Genomic DNA, 22,549 nt, shown 5'->3' with positions numbered 1-22,549 from the left:
GGAGAGAAGGGCAATGAGCAAATTCTGGAGCCCCTTCGTCAAAGACCTGGTGCCGTACGTGCCCGGCGAGCAGCCAAAGCTGAACAACCTGGTCAAGCTCAACACCAACGAAAACCCCTATGGCCCGTCGCCAAAAGCGATCGCGGCGATGCAAGCGGTGCTTAACGACGACCTGCGCTTGTACCCGGACCCTAACGGCGAGCGTTTAAAGAACGCCGTGGCCGAGTACTACGGCGTGCAGCCGGCGCAGGTGTTTGTCGGCAACGGTTCGGATGAAGTGTTGGCCCACGCGTTCCACGGCCTGTTCCAACACGGCAAACCGTTGCTGTTCCCCGACATCAGCTACAGCTTCTACCCGGTTTACTGCGGTCTGTATGGCATCGAATTCGACGCGGTGCCGCTGGACGAGCAGTTCCAAATTCGCCCGCAGGATTACGCTAAAGCCAACGGCGGCATCGTCTTCCCCAACCCGAACGCGCCCACCGGCTGCGTGTTGGCGCTGGATGCCATCGAGCACATTTTGCAAAGCAACCCGGACAGCGTGGTGCTGGTGGACGAAGCCTATATCGACTTTGGCGGCGAAACTGCCATCGCCCTGGTGGATCGCTACCCGAACCTGCTGGTGTCGCAGACCTTGTCGAAATCCCGCTCGCTGGCTGGCCTGCGTGTGGGTTTCGCGGTGGGGCATCCGGACCTGATCGAAGCCCTGGAGCGGATCAAGAACAGCTTCAACTCGTACCCATTGGATCGCATGGCGATTGCCGGTGCGGCAGCTGCATTCGAAGACAAGGCTTACTTCGAGCAAACCTGTCAGGCCGTGATCGACAGCCGCGAGAAGCTGGTGGGCGAAATGACGGCGCTGGGCTTTGACGTGCTGCCCTCGGGCGCCAACTTCATTTTTGCTCGTCACCCCGAAAAAGATGCGGCCGCGCTGGCAGCCGGCTTGCGGGAGCAGAGCGTTATCGTTCGGCATTTCAACAAGCCGCGTATCGACCAGTTCCTGCGTATTACCATCGGTAATCCGCAGCAGAATCAGGCGCTGGTGGAGGCGTTGAAGCAGTTGTGATAGTCGCTTGAAAGGAAAAGCCCGGTCATGTGCCGGGCTTTTTGTTGCCTCCACGTTCGGCTTGACCCGCGCGCCGATCCAACCTTGGTTCTGGCTCGGGCTTCTCCAACAAGCTCAACATTCTGGATTCCCGCCTACGCGGGAATGACGGAGATGCACCCACTACCACCGTCATCCCCGCGCAGGCGGGGATCCAGTATTTCGGATCACTCCTCCTGCTCGACGCTGACCAGCTCAGAGAATGTGGGTTGGGTCTGGTTGCGTTCAGTGAGCGCAGCGAAGCCCAACGTTTGCATGCCTACTCGCTGTGCGCGCTGCCGACGAAACTCAACGATGTAAACAACCCACGCTCATCGATATCCGCATTCTGGATTCCCGCCTACGCGGGAATGACGGAGATGCACCCACCACCATCGTCATCCTCGCGCAGGCGGGGATCCAGTATTTCGGATCACTCCTCCTGCTCGACGCTCGACAAGCTCAGAGAATGTGGGTTGGGTCTGGTTGCGTTCAGTGAACGCAGCGAAGCCCAACGTTTGCATGCCTACTCGCTGTGCGCGCTGCCGACAAAACTCAACGATGTAAACAACCCACGCTCATCGATATCCGCATTCTGGATTCCCGCCTACGCGGGAATGACGGAGATACACCCACCACCACCGTCATCCCCGCGCAGGCGGGGATCCAGTATTTCGGATCACTCCTCCTGCTCAATGCTCGACAAGCTCAGAGAATGTGGGTTGGGTCTGGTTGCGTTAAGTGAGCGCAGCGAAGCCAAACGTTTACATGCCTACTCGCTGTGCGCGCTGCCAATAAAACTCAACGATGTAAACAGCCCGCGCTCATCGATATCCGCATCGCCGCTGACCGGCACGCTGGTTTCGGCGGCGATGATATTCAGGCCCTCGTTGCGGACCAGCACCTGCGCTTCGCCGTTCTTGTCGGTGGTGGCGCTGGTGGTCGACGGTGCGCTGCGGTAGTCGCCGATCAATGCGATGCCGGCAACCGGCTTGCCATCGAGCAGCACCTGCACCCGCAGCGGTTTGCCAGGCCCAACGCTGAGCGGGTCTTGCAGCGGCTTGATTACCAGCTTGAGCGCACTTAAGTCCGGCAGCACCGCGCCTTGCTTATAGATGGCCAGGCTGTATTTCCAGGTGTGCAACGCGTGAACCGCATTAGGTACTTTCGAGCGCCCCTCGTTGATCCATTTGTTGTCCGGCGTTTGCGACCAGGCGCCGTTGTCCAGCGCCACGGCCAGGGTGGCAGGTGCGCTGGTTGGGTGGAGGCGGGCGTGGTCGTCGAGGCGTTCGATGTTGACATTGATGGGCTTGCCGTTGAGGTCGTAGGCCCAGGCGTCAGAGATTTTTCGGGCCTTGAAGGCGTCGTCTTCGGCGCCATGACCGTAGACCACTTCAAAGTTGCCGCGCCGTTGCTCGGTCCATAGCCCGTGGGCTTGAACTTCCATTGTGAACAGGGCGGCGATCAATAGCAGGTGAAGTTTTGGCATTGGGCTTCCTTGGCAGTGCGTGAGTTAGAGGGAGAGGGTCAGGCTGACGCTGACATTGCGCGGCTCGCCCGGCAGCACCCAGGTGCTGTTGTAGGAGCGCTCGTAGTAGCTGCGGTCGAACAGGTTGTTCAGGTTGAGGCCGACGGTGAGGTCTTCGCTGGCCTTGTAATGGGCTAGCAGGTCGACGGTGCTGTAGGCCGGCAACTCGAATGGCGTGCCGGTCTGGCCTGAGCGATCACCGACGTAATTGCCAGCGATGCCAAGGTCTGAGCCGCGCAGTTCGCCGTCTTGGAATTCGTAGACGGCCATCACGCTCGCGCTATTGCGGGCGATGCCCAGCAGGTCGCTGCCTTCGGCAATGACGTTGTCTTGGGTGACCTCGGCATCGATGTAGGCGTAGGCGCCGATGACCCGCACGGCGTCGGTCAGCTGCCCGCTGAATTGCAGGTCCAACCCTTGGCTGCGGGCTTTTCCGGCGGCAATGCTGTCGCCGTTGCCATCGGTGGTCAGCACGTTTTCCTTGTCGATGTGGAACAGCGCCACGGTCGCGCCAAGGCGGCCGTCGAGCAGGTCCAGCTTGAGTCCGGTTTCGTAGCCGATGCCCTTTTCCGGTTTGTACACCTGGCCCTGAGTGCCGATGCTGTTGGGTTTGAACGAGGTCGAGGCGTTGGCGAACACGCCGACTTGCGGGGTGAGCTGGTACAGCGCACCGATGCGCGGGGTGGCGACGTCTTTCTCCTGCACGTTATCGACGCCGGTGCTGCGGTTAAGCGCGTGCTGCTCGATGCGCTCCAGCCGAACGCCGACCAAGCCGCGCCAGCGTTCGGAGAACACGATCTGGTCTTGCAGATTGAGGGCGTAACTTTCGGTGTGTTCGAAGAAGTCGTTTTTGTTCGCCAGCGCGGGCTTGGGCTGACCGTACACCGGGTTGAACACGTCCAGGCCGTAGCCGAGCGACGTCAGGCTTTGCGGGTATTTTTGGCTGTTGCGGTAGTTTTCATACTCCAGCCCGGTGAGCGTCTGGTGTTCCCAGCCACCCAATTCAAATGTGCCGTGCAGTTCGGCCTGGGTGATGCTGTCGTTCCATTCGAAGTCGCGCTGGCGGTAGAAACGCGAGACCTGGCTGCCGATTAAACGCTGCGGTTCCGAACTGTCGCCCTTCAATGTGCCTTGGCTGTAGTGGGTGGCCAGGCGGGTTTTCCAGTTGTCGTTGAGGAAATGTTCGAGGCTGATTTGCAGCAATTGGTTGTCGTTGCGGACGTGGCCATCGTTAGGCTCGCCCAGAAAGGTGGAGCGTGACACCGCGCCCATCTCGCCATTGACGGCCGGAATGCCTCGGTCGAACACGGATTGGGTGCGGCTGAATTCGCTTTCAATCGTGAGGAAAGTGTCTGGGCTGAGCTGCCACGAAAGCGTTGGGCTGACGAGCTTGCGCTGGCTGGTCACGTGGTCGCGAAAGCTGTGGCTGTCTTCCACGGCCAGGTTGACGCGAGAGAGCAGGGTGCCTTCGTCGTTGAGGGGCGTGTTGACGTCCAGGCTGCTGCGGTAGCGATCCCACGAGCCGGCGCTGAGCTGGAGTGAACTGAACGCGTCTGCCTGCGGCCTTTTGCTGACGATATTGACCAGGCCGCCGGGGTCGCCACGCCCGTACAAACTGGCGGCGGGGCCTTTGAGCACTTCGATGCGTTCGATGGTGGCGGTGTCTGGCGCGCTGTTGCTGCCCCGGTTGTAGGCGAATCCGTTGCGGTAAAGCTCGCCGGTGGTGAAGCCGCGCACGCTGTAGTTGAGGAAGGTCAGGCCACCGAAATTGTTCTGCCGCGACACACCGCCGGCGAAATCCAGCGCACGGTCGATTCGTGTGCTGTTGAGGTCGACGAGCACTTGAGCCGGAACTACAGCGATGCTCTGCGGGGTGTCGCGGATATCGGTATCGGTGCGCGTGGCGGTGGCCGAGCGCGTGGCGCGATAACCACGAACGGGACCCTCCGCGCGCTCGTCGGCGTGTTCGGCCGAGATGCTGGTTTCCTCCAATTCCAGCGGTTCAGTCGCGGTAACGATGGGAGCGTTGAGCAAGCCGGCGGCGAGCAAAGCAAAAGGGGTGAGCGTGGGGGACTTCATGTCAGGCTTCCGTGTAAAACATGTAATAACATAACATTTTAAGCACGGAAAAACGGTCGCGTCATCTATGGCAATCGGTTTGAGGCCAAATCGCAGGCATAAAAAAGGCGCCTACGCGGCGCCTTTCCGGGGTGAAACCTTTATTCCGAGGCGTCGCTGGTGGCCGGTGGTGGGCGCAAACCAATCTCCGCTTTCAGCTCCATCGGTTTGCCATTACGCATGATTTCGATGCTGGTCGTCTCGCCCGGCTTGGCGCGCGCCACCTGGTTCATCGAACGGCGGCCGTCGCTGGCTGGCTCGCCATCGATGCTCAAAATAAGATCGCCCGGTTGCAAGCCCGCTTTTTGCGCCGGACCGTCACGGTAAATGCCTGCCACGATAATCCCGGGGCGGCCTTCCAAGCCGAACGACTCCGCCAGCTCCGGCGTCAGCGGCTGCACTTCGATGCCCAGCCAGCCGCGAATCACCTGGCCGTGCTCGATGATGTTCTTCATCACGTCCAACGCCAGCTTGGTTGGAATGGCAAAGCCGATGCCCTGCGAGCCATTGGACTTCGACAAAATCGCCGTATTGATGCCCACCAGATTGCCGTGCGCATCCACCAGCGCGCCGCCCGAGTTGCCAGGGTTGATGGCGGCGTCGGTCTGAATGAAATCTTCGTAGGTGTTCAAGCCGAGTTGATTACGGCCGGTGGCGCTGATGATGCCCATGGTCACGGTTTGGCCAACACCAAACGGGTTGCCAATGGCCAGCGCGACGTCGCCGATGGCGATGTTGTCGGAGCGGCCGAGGGTGATTGAGGGCAAATCCTTGAGGTCGATCTTGAGCACGGCGAGGTCCGTTTCCGGGTCGCTACCGATCACGCGTGCCAAGGTTTCGCGACCGTCTTTGAGCGCCACGACAATCTGGTCGGCGCCGGCGGTCACGTGGTTATTGGTGAGCAGATACCCCTCGGGGCTCATGATCACCGCCGAGCCGAGGCTCGATTCCATGCGCCGCTGTTTGGGCAGGTTGTTGCCGAAGAAACGGCGGAACTGCGGATCTTCAAACAGCGAGTTGGCCGGTTTGCTGACGATTTTAGTGGTGTACAGGTTGGCGACGGCGGGGGCGGCGATGGTTACCGCGTCGGCATACGACACCGGTCCCTGTTGCGCCACGCCGTACTGCGGAGCTTGCCGCATATGCACATCCTGGCGCGGCAGACCTACCCATTGCGGGTAGTACTGAATAATCAGCAACGCGAGCAACACACCGACCACCAGCGGCCAGCCAAGATAACGCAGAGCCTTGAACATCGATAAATCCTGAGGGTTGCGAGGGCCATGGCAGGCCCTTAAGGTGGCGCCATTATAGAGGCCGTCGCGGCAATAAAAAGCAGCTTACATTTGTACGGGAGAGTAAATGTTATGGCGATTGCGCTGACCACCTTGCTGGAAGAAGCCGAGCGTTTCCTCGCTGCTGCGCGCATTGCCGACTACTGCCCCAACGGCTTGCAGGTCGAAGGGCGGCCGCAGGTGCGCCGTATCGTCAGCGGCGTTACGGCGAGTCAGGCGCTGCTCGATGCGGCTGTCGAAGCCGACGCCGATGTGGTGTTGGTGCATCACGGCTATTTCTGGAAAGGCGAAAACCCCTGCGTGGTCGGCATGAAACAGCGGCGCCTGAAAACCCTGCTCAGCAACGACATCAGCCTGCTCGCCTACCACCTGCCGCTCGACCTGCATCCCCAGGTCGGCAACAACGTGCAGCTCGCTCAGCAACTCGACATCACCGTCGAAGGCCCGCTGGATCCTGATAACCCGAAAGTGGTCGGCCTGGTGGGCTCGCTCGACGAACCCATGAGCGCGCGCGACTTCGCCCGCCGCGTGCAGGATGTGCTCGGCCGTGAGCCTCTATTAATAGAAGGTTCGCAGATGATCCGTCGCGTCGGCTGGTGCACCGGAGGCGGTCAGGGGTATATCGACCAGGCCATCGCCGCCGGCGTCGACCTCTACCTGACCGGTGAAGCCTCAGAGCAAACCGTGCACAGCGCGCGGGAAAACGACATCAGCTTTATTGCCGCAGGTCATCACGCCACGGAACGCTACGGCGTGCAGGCGCTCGGCGAATACCTGGCCAAACGCTTCGCTCTGGAACACCTGTTTATCGACTGCCCGAACCCCGTTTAGCGGGCATATGACTAGATCGTTTAGGTCTAAGTAGCTGCCTGATTAGAATAGAGTGCTGTGCTAAAGTGCCGCCCTCGTCCACGGCCCGTAGGCCGTCCAATAACGCTCTCTTCGTGAGAAAGCCGTGAGTAGCCATGCTCGATAAATTGACGCATCTGAAGCAGTTGGAGGCGGAAAGCATCCACATCATCCGCGAGGTCGCCGCCGAGTTCGATAACCCGGTGATGCTGTACTCCATCGGTAAAGATTCCGCGGTCATGTTGCACCTCGCCCGCAAAGCGTTTTTCCCCGGCAAGTTGCCGTTCCCGGTCATGCACGTGGATACCCGCTGGAAATTCCAGGAGATGTATTCGTTCCGCGACAAGATGGTGGCCGATCTGGGTCTGGACCTGATCACGCACATCAACCCGGACGGCGTGGCGCAGAACATCAACCCGTTCACCCACGGCAGCGCCAAGCACACCGACATCATGAAAACCGAGGGCCTTAAGCAGGCGCTCGACAAGCACGGCTTTGACGCCGCTTTCGGTGGCGCGCGCCGCGACGAAGAAAAGTCGCGCGCCAAAGAGCGCGTGTATTCGTTCCGCGACAGCAAGCACCGCTGGGATCCCAAGAACCAGCGCCCTGAGCTGTGGAACGTGTACAACGGCAAGGTCAACAAGGGCGAGTCGATCCGCGTGTTCCCGCTCTCCAACTGGACCGAGCTGGACATCTGGCAGTACATCTACCTCGAAGGCATCCCGATTGTGCCGCTGTACTTCGCGGCCGAACGCGACGTAATCGAAATGAACGGCACGCTGATCATGATCGACGACGACCGCATCCTCGAGCATTTGTCGCCTGAACAGAAAGCCAGCATTCACAAGAAGATGGTGCGGTTCCGCACCCTCGGCTGCTACCCACTGACTGGCGCGGTTGAATCCACCGCCACCAGCTTGACCGACATCATTCAGGAAATGCTCCTGACCAGAACCTCCGAGCGCCAGGGTCGTGTTATCGACCATGACCAGGCCGGTTCGATGGAAGACAAGAAACGTCAGGGGTACTTTTAATATGTCGCACCAATCCGATTTGATCAGCGAGGACATCCTCGCCTACCTGGCGCAGCACGAGCGCAAGGAAATGCTGCGCTTCCTCACCTGCGGCAACGTCGATGACGGCAAAAGCACCCTGATCGGGCGCCTGCTGCACGACTCGAAAATGATTTACGAAGACCACCTCGAAGCCATCACCCGCGACTCGAAAAAAGTCGGCACCACCGGTGAAGACATCGACCTGGCGCTGCTGGTAGACGGCCTGCAAGCCGAGCGCGAGCAAGGCATCACCATCGACGTGGCGTACCGCTATTTCTCCACCGCCAAGCGCAAATTCATCATCGCCGACACCCCCGGCCATGAGCAGTACACCCGCAACATGGCCACCGGTGCGTCCACCTGTGACCTGGCGATTATCCTGGTCGACGCCCGTTACGGCGTGCAGACCCAAACCCGTCGCCACAGCTATATCGCCTCGCTGCTGGGTATCAAGCACATCGTCGTGGCCATCAACAAGATGGACCTCAAAGGGTTCGACGAAGGCGTGTTCGAATCGATCAAAGCCGACTACCTCGACTTCGCTGCCAAGGTGTCGCTGAAACCGACGTCGATTCACTTCGTGCCGATGTCCGCCTTGAAGGGCGACAACGTGGTCAACCACAGCGATCGCTCGCCTTGGTACACCGGCCAGACGCTGATGGAAATTCTCGAAACCGTCGAAATTTCCGCCGACCGCAACTTCACCGACATGCGTTTCCCGGTGCAGTACGTCAACCGTCCAAACCTGAACTTCCGTGGCTTCGCCGGCACTCTGGCCAGCGGCATCGTGCACAAAGGCGACGAAGTCGTGGTGCTGCCGTCGGGCAAAAGCAGCCGGGTGAAATCCATCGTCACCTTTGAAGGTGAACTGGAAAGCGCAGGCCCAGGCCAAGCCATCACGTTGACCATGGAAGATGAAATCGACATCTCCCGTGGCGACCTGCTGGTGCATGCCGACAGCAAGCCGCAAGTGACCGACAGCTTCGAAGCCATGCTGGTGTGGATGGCCGAAGAGCCCATGCTGCCGGGCAAGAAATACGACATCAAACGCGCCACCAGCTATGTGCCAGGCTCGATTGCCAGCATCGTTCACAAGGTTGACGTGAACACGCTGGAAGAGGGCGCCGCGAGCGCGCTCCAGTTGAACGAGATCGCCAAGGTCAAAGTCAGCCTCGACGCCTCCATTGCCCTCGACGGCTATGACCGCAACCGCACCACCGGCTCGTTTATCGTGGTCGATCGCCTCACCAACGGCACCGTTGGCGCCGGCATGATCGTCGCCGCACCGGTTGGTGGTCAGGCCGGCGGCGTGCACGGCAAGCTCGCTCACGTGGCCACTGAAGAACGCGCCGCGCGCTTCGGCCAGCAGCCAGCCACCGTGTTGTTCAGCGGTTTGTCGGGCGCGGGCAAAAGCACGCTGGCCTACGCCGTGGAGCGCAAGCTGTTCGATATGGGCCGTGCGGTTTACGTGCTCGACGGTCAGAACCTGCGTCACGACCTGAACAAAGGCCTGCCGCAAGACCGAGCCGGGCGTACCGAGAACTGGCGTCGTGCCGCGCACGTGGCGCGTCAGTTCAACGAAGCCGGCTTGATCACCCTGGCTGCGTTCGTGGCGCCGGATGCCGAAGGTCGTGAACAGGCCAAGGCCCTGATCGGCAATCAGCGTTTGCTCACCGTGTACGTTCAGGCGTCGCCGCAAGTCTGCGCCGAACGCGACCCGCAAGGGCTGTACGCAGCGGGCGGCGATAACATTCCGGGCGAATCCTTCCCATATGACATTCCGCTGAATGCCGACCTGGTGGTCGACACCCAGAGTGTGTCGGTGGAAGAGGGCGTGAAGCTGGTGCTGGATCTGCTGCGTAGTCGTGGGGCTATCTAAAAAGCATCGCGGCTGAAGCCGCTCCCACAGGAAAACGCGAATCCTGTAGGAGGGGCTTCAGCCGCGATTCCTGCAAACTCCGGTACATAAAAAAAGCCCCGCATCGGCGGGGCTTTTTGTTGCCTGCGAATTAACGCGGCGAGGTGTCGCTCACGGGCGGCTTCTTCAAGCCAAAGGTCGCGTCGAGCATGCCCGGTGCATCGGCACTTTTCGGTGCGTAGTCGCGGGGCACTTCGGAATCACGCGGCGGGGTCAAACGCTCGCGACTGCCCGGTTTTTCATCGTGCAAGGCGGCCAGCAAACGCTGACGGGTGAGTTCGTCCAAGGCCAGGCGATTAGCGCCTTCAGACAAGTGCTCCTGCACTTCCTGGTAGCTCTGAGTGAGCTTTTTCACCAGGCTGGCGGTGGTGTTGAAATGGGTGACCACTTCGCTCTGGTAGCTATCGAAGCGCTCTTGAATTTCGTCCAGTTGCCGTTGGGTACGGCTCGGTGCGGCGCTGGGAACCAGGCGGGCCACCAGAAAACCGATGGTCACACCTGCGAGCAGGGCGAGTGCCGGGAGTAACCAGGCCAATAGGGTCTGTTCCACGAGTCCTTCCTCTATAAACGGCTTTGCTTTACGTTAACGGCTCACACCGGCGCTGTATAGCGCGGCGCGGTCCTGAAGGGGCGGGCGTCGCTTGCAAGCGTCCGCAGGTTGCTAATCACAGGATCTTATCCAACGAGATCTTTCCCAAGACGTGTCGACCCTATCTCGGGTCACGGAGTTCCGCCGTTGTCAGTTCGCGAAGTCTCTCTGTTTATTGAAGGGCCCACCGGGCAACTTGAAGCGCTTTACCTCGACCTGCCCGAAGCCCGTGGCCTGGCGCTGATCTGCCACCCCAACCCGGCGCAGGGCGGCACCATGCTCAACAAAGTGGTGTCGACCTTGCAGCGCACCGCCCGCGACGCCGGCTTTGCCACGTTGCGTTTCAACTATCGCGGCGTGGGTGCCAGCGAAGGCGTAAGCGAGATGGTCAGCTGCGAAGTGGACGACGCCGAAGCCGTGGCCAACTGGCTGCTCACCGAACAACCGGACCTGCCACTCAACCTGTTTGGCTTCTCGTTCGGCGGCTTCGTCGCCGCCAGTTTGAGTGGCCGCCTCGAAGCGCGTGGCGTGGATATCGAGCGCCTGTTTATGGTCGCCCCCGCCGTCAGCCGTCTGAACGAGCAAACCCCCATCGCCCAGCGCGGCGCCCTGACGCTGATTCAGCCAGAGCAGGATGAAGTCATCGCGCCGGAAACGGTTTTCACCTGGTCGGCCCACCTTCAGCGCCCCCACGAGCTGCTGAAAGTGGCAGAATGCGGGCACTTTTTTCACGGCAAACTCACGGATCTCAAAGACCTGCTGCTGCCGCGCCTGTCGAACTGACTGAATAAGCGATCGCCATGACCACTCGTATCCTCACCGGTATCACCACCACCGGCACGCCGCACCTGGGCAACTACGCCGGCGCCATTCGCCCGGCCATTGTCGCCAGTCGCGCCGCCGACGCCGACTCGTTCTATTTCCTGGCCGACTACCACGCCCTGATCAAATGCGACGACCCGGTGCGCATTCAGCGCTCGCGGCTGGAAATTGCCGCCACCTGGCTGGCTGCTGGTCTGGATACCGACCGCGTGACCTTCTATCGCCAGTCCGACATTCCGGAAATCACCGAACTCACTTGGCTGCTTACCTGTGTAGCGGGTAAAGGTCTGCTCAACCGTGCCCACGCCTACAAAGCCTCGGTGGACAAAAACCTGGAGCAAGGCGAAGACCCGGATGCCGGCGTCACCATGGGGCTGTTTAGCTACCCGGTGCTGATGGCGGCGGACATTCTGATGTTCAACGCGCACCAGGTTCCGGTGGGTCGCGACCAGATTCAGCACGTGGAAATGGCCCGGGACATCGGCCAACGCTTCAACCATCTATTCGGCAAAGGCCGTGAGTTTTTCGTGATGCCGCAAGCGTTGATCGAAGAAAGCGTCGCCACCTTGCCCGGCCTCGATGGCCGCAAAATGTCGAAGAGCTACGACAACACCATCCCGCTGTTCAGCAGCCCTAAACAGTTGAAGGCGGCGGTGTCCTCCATCGTCACCGACTCGCGTGCACCGGGCGAAGCCAAAGACCCGGACAGCTCCCATCTGTTCACCCTCTACCAAGCCTTCGCCACCTCGCAGCAGCAAGAAGAATTTCGCAGCGACCTGCTCGGCGGTCTCGCCTGGGGTGAAGCCAAGCAGCGCCTGTTCGAATTGCTCGACAGCGAACTGGGCGAAGCGCGGGAGCGTTACAACACGCTGATCGAGCGGCCTGCCGACCTGGAAGACATCTTGCTGGCTGGCGCAGCCAAGGCCCGTAAAATTGCCACGCCATTTCTCGGCGAGCTGCGCGAAGCGGTGGGGCTGCGTTCGTTCCGTAGCGATATGCAGAGCGCTCAAACCAGTAAGAAAAAAGCCGCGAAGGGCGCACGGTTTGTCAGCTTCCGTGAAGACGACGGCAGCTTCCGCTTCCGCCTGTTGGCCGCCGAGGGTGAGCAATTGCTGCTGTCCAAACGCTTTGCCGACGGCAAGACCGCCGGCCAGGTGAGCAAGCGTCTTCAGGACGGCAGCGCGCTCGACGTGCGCGTGGACGGCAATGGCTTTGCCGTCTGGCTGGACGACGAAGCCGTCGGTGAAAGCCCGCAATTCGCCGATGCCGCTGCCTGTGAACAGGCCGTTGCCCAATTGCGTGAAGCATTGGCGCCACAGCCGGAATAACGCGCGAAGGCCAGCGTGCATGGCTGGCTGATTGCCAAGCAACGGGGTCGCCGCTAAAGTGACGACCCCGTTTTTGCGGTCTCGGGCGTTTCGACCCACCACGCGCGCCACAGCGCGTCGGCAAAACGCAGACCCTGGGTACTGTTTACTCGTTACCTGCCCATCACCTGCCTCGCGCTGCCCACCACTCGGCCCGGTCGCGAGCTAGTAAATAGTTGAGAGCATTACGCGATGACGCCCCTCGAGCGATACCAGGCGGACCTCAAACGTCCCGACTTCTTCCATGACGCCGCGCAAGAAACTGCGGTGCGCCATCTGCAACGCCTCTACGATGACCTGATCGCCGCCGGTGACAACAAGCCCGGTTTGTTCGGCAAACTGTTGGGCAAAAAGAACCACGATCCGGTCAAGGGTTTGTACTTCTGGGGCGGCGTTGGCCGCGGCAAAACCTACCTGGTCGACACCTTCTTCGAAGCGCTGCCCTTCAAAGAAAAAACCCGTACGCACTTCCACCGTTTCATGAAGCGCGTGCACGAAGACCTGACGTCATTGAGCGGTGAAAAAAACCCGCTGCAAGCCATCGCCAAGCGTTACGCCGCCGAAACGCGGGTAATTTGCTTCGACGAATTTTTCGTCTCGGACATTACCGACGCGATGATTCTGGCGACGCTACTCGAAGAGCTGTTCAAAAACGGCGTCAGCCTGGTCGCCACCTCCAACATCGTGCCGGACGGTTTGTACAAAGACGGCCTGCAACGCGCGCGCTTCTTGCCGGCCATTGCGCTGCTGAAAGAACACACGGTCATCGTTAACGTCGACAGTGGCGTCGATTACCGCCTGCGTGCCCTTGAGCAGGCCGAGCTCTACTACTGGCCGCTCAACGAAGGCGCGGAAATCAGCCTGAACAAAAGCTTTGTCAGCCTGGTGCCCGACTGCGTGAAGGCGCAGGAAAACGAAGTGCTGATGATCGAAAATCGCGGCATTACGGCACGTAAGGTTTGCGACGACGTGGCCTGGTTCGAATTCCGCGAACTGTGCGACGGGCCGCGTAGCCAGAATGACTACATCGAACTGGCAAAAATCTTCCACGCGATTCTGATCTCCAACGTGGAGCAGATGGGCGTCAACGAAGACGACTTGGCGCGCCGCTTCATCAACCTGGTAGACGAGTTCTACGACCGCAACGTCAAGCTGATCATCTCGGCAGCCGTCGAATTGAAAGACCTTTACACCGGTGGGCGCTTGAACTTCGAATTCCAGCGCACCCTGAGCCGGTTGCTGGAAATGCAGTCCCACGAATTCCTGTCGCGGGCGCATAAGCCGTAAGGGATTCGAGCGTAAAAAAGGCTGCCCAAGGGCAGCCTTTTTTGTGGGCATTGAGAGGCGAGCCTCGACCATTTACTCGGTCATCCCCGCGAAAGCGGGGATCCAGAATTTCGAATGGGACACGGTTTGGTGTTCGCCGCGCACCTCAGGAACCCGAATCGTCGACCGCCGCCTTGGGGATGACGGTGTTTAGGTCGGGTTCGGCCCCGCAAACCGCATCAGTTCTGCGCCACCTTCTGCTCATGCTCTTTCAGCAATTCCTTGGCATGCGCCACTTCCAACGCCTCCATGGCATTGATGGGCTTTAGCGCGACCGCCTGCTTCAGATGCTGAATGGCCTTGGCTTCTTCGTCATCGCCATACACGTAGGTAAGCGCGTTGGCGTATTCGTAATGGCCGATTGGCAGATTGTCAGCCTGCTTAAACGATTGCGCGAAGTAGGTTTCCATTTTGTCGGCACTGACGCCGTAGGTCATTTTCCCCACCATTTTCCCAACCTTGCGAATCACGCCGGCTTCGTAGCCGCCGTATAGCGCCAGAGCAAATGGTTGGTCCGGTTGTTTGGCCAGCAGTGCATCAAGTTCTTTCGGAATCTGGCTGGTGTAACCGCGCTTGAGCACGACCGGCACCGACAGCTCTTCACCGAGTCGCGCCTTGGCATACACGCGGCCGAACTGCGCGACCGTGTCGGCTTGCACCAGCTCGCCGGCCTTGTCGGTGTAGTCGATGACTTCTTCAAGTAAGCGGTGCTTTTCTTCCTGATTCGGTACCAGGAACATCGCGTACACCACTTGGGCAAACATCGCCGGCACCTGGCCGCCAACGCCGAGGGCCAGGCCTTCTTTCTTGGCTTGGGCGAAATCGCCCTTGAATACCAGGCGCCAGACGTTTTGCAGTTTTTGCGCGTAGACCTCGGCGTCTTCCGGCTTACCGGTAAAGCCGGTGTTGCCGGCTACGGTCATCTCCAGCGCTTTCGGGTAGCTGGTGGCCATCTTCATGACCCACTGCGCGTCGGGGAACGGATAGTTGTCGCCGAAGCCGCGGGTCAGCTGCGGCCAGGCCTGCCGCAGCTTGTCACCGGAGTAGTCGAAGCCGCTTTGATCGTACGGAAAAGGTTTCCATTGTTCGTCCGCCACAGCCACCAGGCTGCACAGCGTAAGCAGGGCAAAGATAAACGAGCGCATGACAAGTACCTGTTTTTGTTAGAGGTTCACAGGCCCGATCATAGGTCGCAGGGCAGGGCGACCAACCCCCATCCTAGGAATGGCTGTCCTTCTGCTGGAATTGGCGACGGTATTGGTTGGGCGACAATTCTGTGTGCTGACGGAACAACCGCGCGAAGAAGCTGGCATCGTCGTAGCCCACTTCGTAGCTGATGGTCTTGATGCTTTTGCGGGTGGCGCTGAGCAAACCCTTGGCTGTTTCGATCCGTAACCGTTGCAGGTAGTGCAGCGGCTTGTCGCCGGTTGCCGTCTGAAAGCGGCGCATAAAGTTGCGAATGCTCATGCCGTGCTGGCGCGCCACGTCTTCAAAGCGAAACTTCTCGGCGAAGTTTTCTTCCAGCCATTGCTGAATTTGCAGAATGGTCACGTCCTGATGCAGCTTCTGGCCGCCAAAGCCGATACGGCCTGGCGTGTAGTTGCGCTGCACCTCGTAAAGGATGTCGCGGGCGACGGCCTGGGCAACGCTGGCGCCGCAGAAGTGTTCAATCAGATACAGGTACAAATCGCACGCCGAGGTGGTGCCGCCGGCACAGTACAAATTATCGCCGTCCGAAAGATGTTTCTCCTGATTCAACAGAACCTTGGGGAAGCGTTCGCTGAACTCACGGAAAAAACGCCAGTAGGTCGTAGCCTCTTTGCCGTCCAGCAAGCCGGACTGCGCCATCCAGAACACGCCCATGGCCTCGCCGCAGATCATGCTGCCAGCGGCGTGCTGCTTGCGCAGCCACGTCAGAATTTGCGGGTAGCGCTGGTGCAATGTGTCGAAGTCGCCCCAGTACGCCGGCAGGATGATGATGTCGGCTGGCTCCAGGCCTCCTTCGACCGGCAACACCACATCGCTGAAGCTGCGCGCAGGCTGGCCATCAGGACTTACCAAATGGATTTCGAAAGCGGGCGTGAGGCCCAGCCCCAGTTGGCGGCCGTAGCGCAGGCTGGCCATGTGGAAGAAGTCTTTGGCTTGCATAAGCGTGGAGGCGAACACGCCTTCGATGGCCAGTATGGCGACGCGTTTGAGTGCGCTGGGCTGAGCGGTTGGCATGGATGCTTATTCTTATTAGGGGATAGTGGTCAGTGGCTGGCTGGATCGTCTTATTTTTTGTCGCATGTGTCCAGTGCGTCTGAACGTTTGACTGTCCTACAGTCGGCGCCATGCCAATCCCGGCTCCAGACGTATTCAGTGGGTAAAACAATGATTCCAAGAACCCTGTTCAGCTCGGACCATGAGCTGTTTCGCGACAGCGTGCGCAAGTTCCTCGAACAGGAAGCCGTGCCTTTCCATCATCAGTGGGAAAAGGACGGCCATATCGACCGCGCGCTTTGGAACAAGGCGGGCGAGGCCGGCATGCTCTGCTCCCATCTGCCGGAAGAATATGGCGGCATGGCGGCCGATTTCCTCTACAGCACTGTGGTCATCGAAGAAATCAGTCGCCTTGGGTTGAGTGGCATCGGCTTCTCGCTGCACTCGGACATCGTCGCGCCTTACATCCTGCATTACGGCTCTGAGCATCTGAAACTCAAATACCTGCCCAAGCTGGTATCGGGCGAAATGGTCACCGCCATTGCCATGACCGAGCCGGGTGCCGGGTCCGACCTGCAAGGCGTGAAAACCACCGCTGTGTTGGATGGCGATGAGTACGTGCTTAATGGCTCGAAGACCTTCATCACCAACGGTTTTCTCGCCGATCTGGTGATCGTCGTGGCCAAAACCGATCCTAAAGCTGGCGCTAAGGGCACCAGTCTTTTCCTCGTTGAAGCGGGGACGCCGGGCTTTTCCAAGGGCAAGCGCTTGGAGAAGGTCGGCATGAAGGCGCAGGACACGTCCGAATTGTTCTTCCAGGACGTACGCATTCCCAAGGAAAACCTGCTCGGCCAGGCCGGCATGGGCTTCGCCTACCTTATGCAAGAGCTGCCGCAAGAGCGCCTGACCGTGGCGCTGGGCGCATTGGCTAATGCCGAAGCTGCCCTGAAGTGGACGCTGGATTACACCCGCGAGCGCAAAGCGTTCGGCAAAGCGATCAGCGACTTTCAGAACACGCGCTTCAAACTGGCGGAAATTGCCACAGAGGTGCAGGTGGGGCGTGTATTCGTCGACCGCTGCCTGGAGCAGCATCTGGAAGGTAAGCTCGATGTGCCTACCGCCGCCATGTGCAAATACTGGACGACCGACCTGCAATGCAAAGTGCTGGATGAGTGCGTGCAGTTGCACGGCGGTTACGGCTACATGTGGGAATACCCGGTCGCGCGCTCGTGGGCGGATGCGCGGGTACAGCGCATTTACGCTGGCACCAACGAGATCATGAAGGAAATTATTTCGCGGTCGTTGTGAGTGCTTGGTGTAACTGAAAAGCCCGGCTGAGTGCCGGGCTTTTTCGTTCTTGCGGGGAATTACGGCGCCGGGTTCGGCTGGGTTTTGTGGATGGCGTCGATCTGTTCCAGCAGCTCGGTACTCAGGGTAAGTTCCGCGCTGGCCAGGTTGCTGCGCAACTGCTCGTTGCTGGTAGCGCCGATGATATTGCTGGTAACGAAGGGGCGAGCTGTCACGAATGCCAGCGCCATCTGCGCAGGATCCAAGCCGTTTTCACGCGCCAGCGCGACGTAGCGCGAGCACGCCGCTTCTGCCTGGGGGTTGGTGTACCGCGTGAAGCGGCTGAACAAACTGATGCGCGCGTTGGCCGGTCGGGCGCCGCCTTCGTATTTGCCGGAGAGCATGCCGAAGGCTAAAGGCGAGTAGGCCAACAGCCCGCATTGCTCTCTGATTGCCACTTCAGCCAGGCCGACTTCGAACGTGCGGTTCAGCAGGTTGTACGGGTTCTGAATCGACACCGCACGCGGCAGGCCCAATTGGTCGGCGAGCTGCAGAAACTTCATGGCGCCCCACGGGGTTTCGTTGGAAAGACCGATGTGACGGATCTTGCCGGCCTTCACTTGCTCATCCAGCACCTCAAGGATTTCGGCGATGGGCGTGAAGTCTTCATCTTTATGTTGATAGCCGAGCTGGCCGAAAAAGTTAGTGCTGCGCTCAGGCCAGTGCAGTTGGTAGAGGTCGATGTAGTCGGTTTGCAGACGCTTCAGGCTGGCGTCAACAGCGGCCACGATGTGCGCACGGTTGTGTTTCAGCTGGCCGTCACGGATGTGAGAAATACCATTGCCGGGGCCGGCGATCTTGCTGGCGAGAATCCAGTCGCCACGGTTGCCGCGGGCTTTGAAGTAGTTGCCGATGATTTGTTCGGTGCGGCTGTACGTCTCTGCGCGTGGCGGGACGGGGTACATTTCCGCGGTGTCGATGAAGTTCACGCCAGCGGCGCGGGCGATATCGATCTGCTCGAAAGCGTGCTCCTGGGTGTTCTGCTCGCCCCAGGTCATGGTGCCTAGACAGATAGCGCTGACGTTCAAATCGGTGCGGCCGAGCTTACGAAACTGCATGAATTTCTCCTCGTGCAAAAGTGACCATCAAATCAGGTTGATATTTTTCCTGCAATCGGCATAATTCCGCAGCTGTTTTCAGCAGGGGATGCCTAGCCTGCTTGAATCCGCCGTACGGACGTGATGACCCGAGCCCCCGATAGCGTCCGTCTCTGGCTGCCTTTGCTTGTCAAAGCGCGCACTATTCAGTAAGATCCGCCGTCTTATTTTCAGGGCGGCCCCTGAGGCTATTAAAGAATGAAAACTTTTACTGCTAAACCGGAAACTGTTAAGCGCGACTGGTTTGTCGTCGACGCTGCAGGTCAGACTCTGGGTCGTCTGGCCACAGAAATCGCTAGCCGTCTGCGTGGCAAGCACAAAGCCGAATACACCCCGCACGTTGATACTGGCGACTACATCGTCGTTATCAACGCTGAGCAAGTGCGTGTAACCGGTGCTAAGACCACTGACAAGATGTACTACTCTCACTCCGGTTTCCCGGGTGGCATCAAGTCGATCAACTTTGAAAAGTTGATCGCCAAGGCGCCTGAGCGTGTGATCGAGACCGCGGTTAAAGGCATGCTGCCGAAGAACCCGCTGGGTCGCGACATGTACCGTAAGCTGAAAGTGTACAAGGGTGCTGTTCACCCACACACTGCTCAGCAGCCCCAAGAACTGAAGATTTAACGGAATAGTTCATTATGTCGGCGACTCAAAATTACGGCACTGGCCGTCGCAAGACTGCAACCGCTCGCGTTTTCCTGCGTGCAGGCACTGGCAAGATCTCCATCAACAACCGCACCCTGGAAAACTTCTTCGGTCGCGAAACTGCCCGCATGGTAGTTCGCCAGCCGCTGGAGCTGACTGAGACTGTTGAAAAATTCGACATCTACGTCACCGTTCTGGGTGGTGGTGTAAGCGGCCAGGCTGGCGCGATCCGTCACGGCATCACTCGTGCTCTGATGGACTATGATGAAGCTCTGCGTCCTGCTCTGCGCAAAGCTGGTTTCGTCACTCGTGACGCTCGTGAAGTTGAACGTAAGAAAGTCGGTCTGCGTAAAGCGCGTAAGCGTCCGCAGTACTCGAAGCGTTAATTCGCACTTCGTTCAAAGACGCCCAGTTTCCCAAAGGAACTGGGCGTTTTTTATGGGCGAGAGTATTAATTGCGACAACTTGCCGCACCGGTAAATGCCACGTCCGGCAAGGCTTTCAGCCATTTTGTATCCAGTAATTGCCTTGTCAGAAATGGGGCTTTTCTTTACCATTTGGCAAATTTTTTGCGCGGCTTGAATTTTACTTAGTAGATGCCTGAATAACAGGCCACAAAGCTGATGGGAGACGACTGAATGAGCAATGACGGCGTGAATGCAGGCCGGCGTCGCTTCCTTGTAGCAGCCACTTCGGTGGTCGGTGCTGCAGGAGCGGTGGGTGCTGCGGTCCCGTTCGTGGGGTCATGGTTCCCGAGTGCCAAGGCCAAGGCCGCTGGTGCTGCGGTGAAGGTGAATGTCAGCAAAGTCGAACCAGGTCAGCAGATGATTGCTGAGTGGCGCGGCCAGCCGGTATTCATCGTTCGCCGTACAGATGAAATTCTGGGCAACCTGACCAAGATCCACGATCGGATGTCTGACCCGGAGTCGAAAGCTTCCGTGCAGCCCACCTATGTCGACCCGACTGTGCGTTCGATCCGCCCGGAGATTTTAGTGTTGGTCGGTATCTGCACCCACCTGGGTTGCTCGCCATCCTTCCGTCCTGAAGTGGCTCCGGCTGACCTCGGCGCTGAATGGGTCGGTGGCTACTTCTGCCCATGCCACGGTTCGCGCTACGACCTCGCGGGTCGTGTCTATAAATCGCAACCAGCCCCGTTGAATCTGCCAGTGCCGCCTCACTCTTACGAGTCTGACGACGTCATTGTCATCGGTGTGGACCAGGAGAAAGCCTGATGAGCAAATTCATGGAGTGGGTAGATGCGCGCTTTCCCGCCACAAAAATGTGGGAAGACCATCTCAGCAAGTATTACGCACCGAAGAACTTCAACTTCTTCTACTTCTTTGGCTCGCTGGCTCTGCTGGTTCTGGTTAACCAGATCCTGACCGGCGTCTGGCTGACCATGAGCTACACCCCGTCCGCCGAAGAGGCTTTCGCCTCCGTTGAATACATCATGCGTGATGTGGAATACGGCTGGATCATTCGTCTGATGCACTCCACCGGCGCGTCGGCGTTCTTCATCGTGGTTTATCTGCATATGTTCCGTGGCTTGCTTTACGGGTCGTATCAGAAGCCGCGTGAGCTCGTTTGGGTGTTCGGTATGTTGATCTACCTGGCGCTGATGGCTGAAGCGTTCATGGGCTATCTCCTGCCGTGGGGTCAGATGTCGTACTGGGGCGCCCAGGTAATCATCTCGCTGTTCGGTGCGATTCCGGTGATCGGCGATGACCTGACTCAGTGGATCCGTGGTGACTACCTCATCTCTGGCATCACCCTGAACCGCTTCTTTGCGCTACACGTTATCGCCTTGCCGATCGTGATTCTGGGCCTGGTCGTGCTGCACATTCTGGCACTGCACGAAGTCGGTTCGAACAACCCGCAAGGCGTGGACATCAAGAAGTTCAAAGACGAGAACGGCGTACCGTTGGACGGCATTGCCTTCCACCCGTACTACACCGTGAAAGATATCGTCGGCGTGGTGGTGTTCCTGTTCATCTTCTGTTCGATCATCTTCTTCTTCCCAGAAATGGGCGGATATTTCCTTGAGAAGCCGAACTTCGAAGTCGCGAACTCGTTCAAGACGCCAGAACACATTGCTCCGGTTTGGTACTTCACACCGTTCTACGCAATTCTGCGTGCGGTACCGGATAAGTTGCTCGGCGTAATCGCCATGGGTGCTGCAATTGCTGTTCTGTTCGTACTTCCATGGCTTGACCGTAGCCCGGTTAAGTCGATGAAGTACAAAGGCTGGATGAGCAAAATCTGGCTGGCGGTGTTCTGCGTTTCCTTCGTGATTCTGGGCGTGTTGGGCGTATTGGCCCCGACCGACGAGCGCACGTTGCTGTCGCGTATCTGCACCTTCTTGTACTTCGCATACTTCATCCTCATGCCGTTCTACACCAAGCTTGAGAAGACCAAACCGGTTCCGGAAAGGGTGACTGGCTGATGAAAAAGCTATTTGCTGCACTAGTTTTCGCTGTTCTGCCGGCCATCGCGTTCGCCAACACTGGCCATGGCCCTGAGTTGGATTCGGTTGATATTGACCTGACCGACAAAGCCGCCATGCAAGACGGCGCGCGTACCTTCGCCAACTACTGCATGGGCTGCCACAGCGCCAAGTTTCAGCGTTACGAGCGCGTTGCCGATGACCTCGGCATCCCGCATGACCTGATGCTTAGCAACCTGGTTTTCACCGGTGCAAAAATTGGCGACCTGATGAAAAACAGCATGTCGCCGGTTGATGCCAAGAAGTGGTTCGGTGCGGCTCCGCCCGACCTGACCTTGGTGGCTCGTGTTCGTGGCAACGATTGGCTCTACAGCTATCTGCGCAACTTCTACGAAGACCCGGCACGCCCTTGGGGTGTGAACAACAAGGTGTTCCCGAACGTGGGTATGCCTAACGTGCTGGTCGGTCTGCAAGGTCGTCAGGTTGTAGGCTGCAAGCAAGTACAGGTGGTTGAGGACGGTAAAAAGCAGTACGACCCACTCACCGGTACTCCGCTGACCCACGAAGCCTGTGACCAGCTCACCATCGTGCCGAAGACCGGCAAGTTGAACGAAGCTGAGTTCGACGAGAAGATCAAAAATCTTGTGACCTTCCTCGCCTACTCGGCAAACCCAGTGAAGCTTAAAAGCGAGCGCATCGGTACTTACGTGCTGCTGTACTTGGCCTTCTTCTTTGTGTTCGCGTATCTGCTGAAGCGTGAATACTGGAAGGATGTGCACTAAGTAACTGGTATTCTCCGCTGTCGACTTGCGCGCCCAATTGGGCGCGCACGTTTTTCTGCTTCAAATAACTTTAACAAGC

20 protein-coding genes are annotated in these 22,549 nt (G+C 58.9%); 13 read left to right on the top strand and 7 right to left on the bottom strand.

Going from position 1 to position 22,549, the window contains the following annotated elements:
• Positions 1–13 precede the first annotated feature (13 nt).
• Positions 14–1,066: a histidinol-phosphate transaminase gene (gene hisC, locus ACZZZU_RS09845; protein ID WP_463550476.1), complete on the top strand. Its 1,053-nt coding sequence runs from the start codon at positions 14–16 to the stop codon at positions 1,064–1,066.
• Positions 1,067–1,856: 790 nt separating this feature from the next.
• Here hisC and ACZZZU_RS09840 read toward each other — a convergent pair.
• The 3 genes from ACZZZU_RS09840 to algW form a co-directional block, all read right to left on the bottom strand.
• Entirely contained in the window at positions 1,857–2,573 is a 717-nt protein-coding gene (locus ACZZZU_RS09840) for a DUF4198 domain-containing protein (RefSeq protein WP_463550475.1), read from the bottom strand.
• A gap of 24 nt (positions 2,574–2,597) precedes the next feature.
• Positions 2,598–4,691 carry a TonB-dependent siderophore receptor gene (locus ACZZZU_RS09835; RefSeq protein WP_463550474.1) on the bottom strand — a complete coding sequence of 698 codons (2,094 nt, stop codon included), beginning with the start codon at positions 4,689–4,691 and terminating at the stop codon, positions 2,598–2,600.
• A gap of 140 nt (positions 4,692–4,831) precedes the next feature.
• Entirely contained in the window at positions 4,832–5,986 is a 1,155-nt protein-coding gene (algW, locus tag ACZZZU_RS09830; RefSeq protein ID WP_122494316.1) for a Do family serine endopeptidase AlgW, read from the bottom strand.
• 111 nt (positions 5,987–6,097) lie between these two features.
• On the opposite strand from algW, the gene ACZZZU_RS09825 reads away from it, so the two are divergent.
• The 3 genes from ACZZZU_RS09825 (at position 6,098) to cysN (ending at position 9,808) form a co-directional block, all read left to right on the top strand.
• Positions 6,098–6,856 (top strand): Nif3-like dinuclear metal center hexameric protein, encoded by a 759-nt coding sequence (locus tag ACZZZU_RS09825; RefSeq protein WP_463383715.1) that lies wholly within the window; start codon positions 6,098–6,100, stop codon positions 6,854–6,856.
• Positions 6,857–6,990: 134 nt separating this feature from the next.
• On the top strand, positions 6,991–7,908 hold the full coding sequence (gene cysD, locus ACZZZU_RS09820; protein ID WP_463536758.1) for a sulfate adenylyltransferase subunit CysD: 918 nt from the start codon (positions 6,991–6,993) through the stop codon (positions 7,906–7,908).
• A 1-nt stretch (position 7,909) separates the two neighbouring features.
• Positions 7,910–9,808: a sulfate adenylyltransferase subunit CysN gene (cysN, locus tag ACZZZU_RS09815; protein WP_463550473.1), complete on the top strand. Its 1,899-nt coding sequence runs from the start codon at positions 7,910–7,912 to the stop codon at positions 9,806–9,808.
• Positions 9,809–9,938: 130 nt separating this feature from the next.
• Here cysN and ACZZZU_RS09810 read toward each other — a convergent pair whose 3' ends face one another.
• A complete protein-coding gene (locus ACZZZU_RS09810; RefSeq protein ID WP_122494309.1) occupies positions 9,939–10,397 on the bottom strand; it encodes a ZapG family protein in 459 nt (152 codons plus the stop codon).
• A gap of 186 nt (positions 10,398–10,583) precedes the next feature.
• Here ACZZZU_RS09810 and ACZZZU_RS09805 point away from each other — a divergent pair, with 186 nt between their 5' ends.
• From ACZZZU_RS09805 to zapE, 3 genes are all read left to right on the top strand, one after another.
• The gene (locus ACZZZU_RS09805; RefSeq protein ID WP_463550472.1) at positions 10,584–11,219 is read left to right on the top strand and encodes an alpha/beta hydrolase; all 636 of its coding nucleotides are present in this window, start codon (positions 10,584–10,586) and stop codon (positions 11,217–11,219) included.
• Between the two features lie 17 nt (positions 11,220–11,236).
• Positions 11,237–12,586: a tryptophan--tRNA ligase gene (locus tag ACZZZU_RS09800; RefSeq protein WP_463550471.1), complete on the top strand. Its 1,350-nt coding sequence runs from the start codon at positions 11,237–11,239 to the stop codon at positions 12,584–12,586.
• A gap of 231 nt (positions 12,587–12,817) precedes the next feature.
• The gene (zapE, locus tag ACZZZU_RS09795) at positions 12,818–13,912 is read left to right on the top strand and encodes a cell division protein ZapE (protein WP_463550470.1); all 1,095 of its coding nucleotides are present in this window, start codon (positions 12,818–12,820) and stop codon (positions 13,910–13,912) included.
• 218 nt (positions 13,913–14,130) lie between these two features.
• On the opposite strand, the gene ACZZZU_RS09790 is transcribed toward zapE, so the two are convergent.
• The gene (locus ACZZZU_RS09790) at positions 14,131–15,096 is read right to left on the bottom strand and encodes a hypothetical protein (protein WP_122494301.1); all 966 of its coding nucleotides are present in this window, start codon (positions 15,094–15,096) and stop codon (positions 14,131–14,133) included.
• A gap of 73 nt (positions 15,097–15,169) precedes the next feature.
• Complete coding sequence (locus tag ACZZZU_RS09785) at positions 15,170–16,075, bottom strand: GlxA family transcriptional regulator (protein WP_463384749.1); 906 nt, start codon at positions 16,073–16,075, stop codon at positions 15,170–15,172.
• 249 nt (positions 16,076–16,324) lie between these two features.
• On the opposite strand from ACZZZU_RS09785, the gene ACZZZU_RS09780 reads away from it, so the two are divergent.
• Positions 16,325–17,461, top strand: a complete 1,137-nt coding sequence (locus ACZZZU_RS09780) for an acyl-CoA dehydrogenase family protein (RefSeq protein ID WP_122494297.1) — start codon at positions 16,325–16,327, stop codon at positions 17,459–17,461.
• A gap of 59 nt (positions 17,462–17,520) precedes the next feature.
• On the opposite strand, the gene ACZZZU_RS09775 is transcribed toward ACZZZU_RS09780, so the two are convergent.
• Entirely contained in the window at positions 17,521–18,558 is a 1,038-nt protein-coding gene (locus tag ACZZZU_RS09775; RefSeq protein ID WP_463550469.1) for an NADP(H)-dependent aldo-keto reductase, read from the bottom strand.
• A 237-nt stretch (positions 18,559–18,795) separates the two neighbouring features.
• On the opposite strand from ACZZZU_RS09775, the gene rplM reads away from it, so the two are divergent.
• The 5 genes from rplM (at position 18,796) to ACZZZU_RS09750 (ending at position 22,470) form a co-directional block, all read left to right on the top strand.
• On the top strand, positions 18,796–19,224 hold the full coding sequence (gene rplM / locus ACZZZU_RS09770; protein WP_110616662.1) for a 50S ribosomal protein L13: 429 nt from the start codon (positions 18,796–18,798) through the stop codon (positions 19,222–19,224).
• A gap of 14 nt (positions 19,225–19,238) precedes the next feature.
• Positions 19,239–19,631, top strand: a complete 393-nt coding sequence (rpsI, locus tag ACZZZU_RS09765; protein WP_122452435.1) for a 30S ribosomal protein S9 — start codon at positions 19,239–19,241, stop codon at positions 19,629–19,631.
• Positions 19,632–19,883: 252 nt separating this feature from the next.
• Positions 19,884–20,477, top strand: coding sequence for a ubiquinol-cytochrome c reductase iron-sulfur subunit (petA, locus tag ACZZZU_RS09760; RefSeq protein ID WP_122494293.1), 594 nt, complete (start codon positions 19,884–19,886; stop codon positions 20,475–20,477).
• Positions 20,477–21,688 (top strand): cytochrome b, encoded by a 1,212-nt coding sequence (locus tag ACZZZU_RS09755; RefSeq protein WP_122494291.1) that lies wholly within the window; start codon positions 20,477–20,479, stop codon positions 21,686–21,688. The genes petA and ACZZZU_RS09755 overlap by 1 nt, the downstream gene beginning before the upstream one ends.
• A complete protein-coding gene (locus ACZZZU_RS09750) occupies positions 21,688–22,470 on the top strand; it encodes a cytochrome c1 (RefSeq protein ID WP_122494290.1) in 783 nt (260 codons plus the stop codon). Before ACZZZU_RS09755 ends, ACZZZU_RS09750 begins: the two co-directional genes overlap by 1 nt.
• Positions 22,471–22,549 lie beyond the last annotated feature (79 nt).

The sequence above is a fragment of the Pseudomonas sp. AC136 genome, from assembly GCF_979258585.1.
This window is presented reverse-complemented; position numbering and strand designations above follow the sequence as displayed.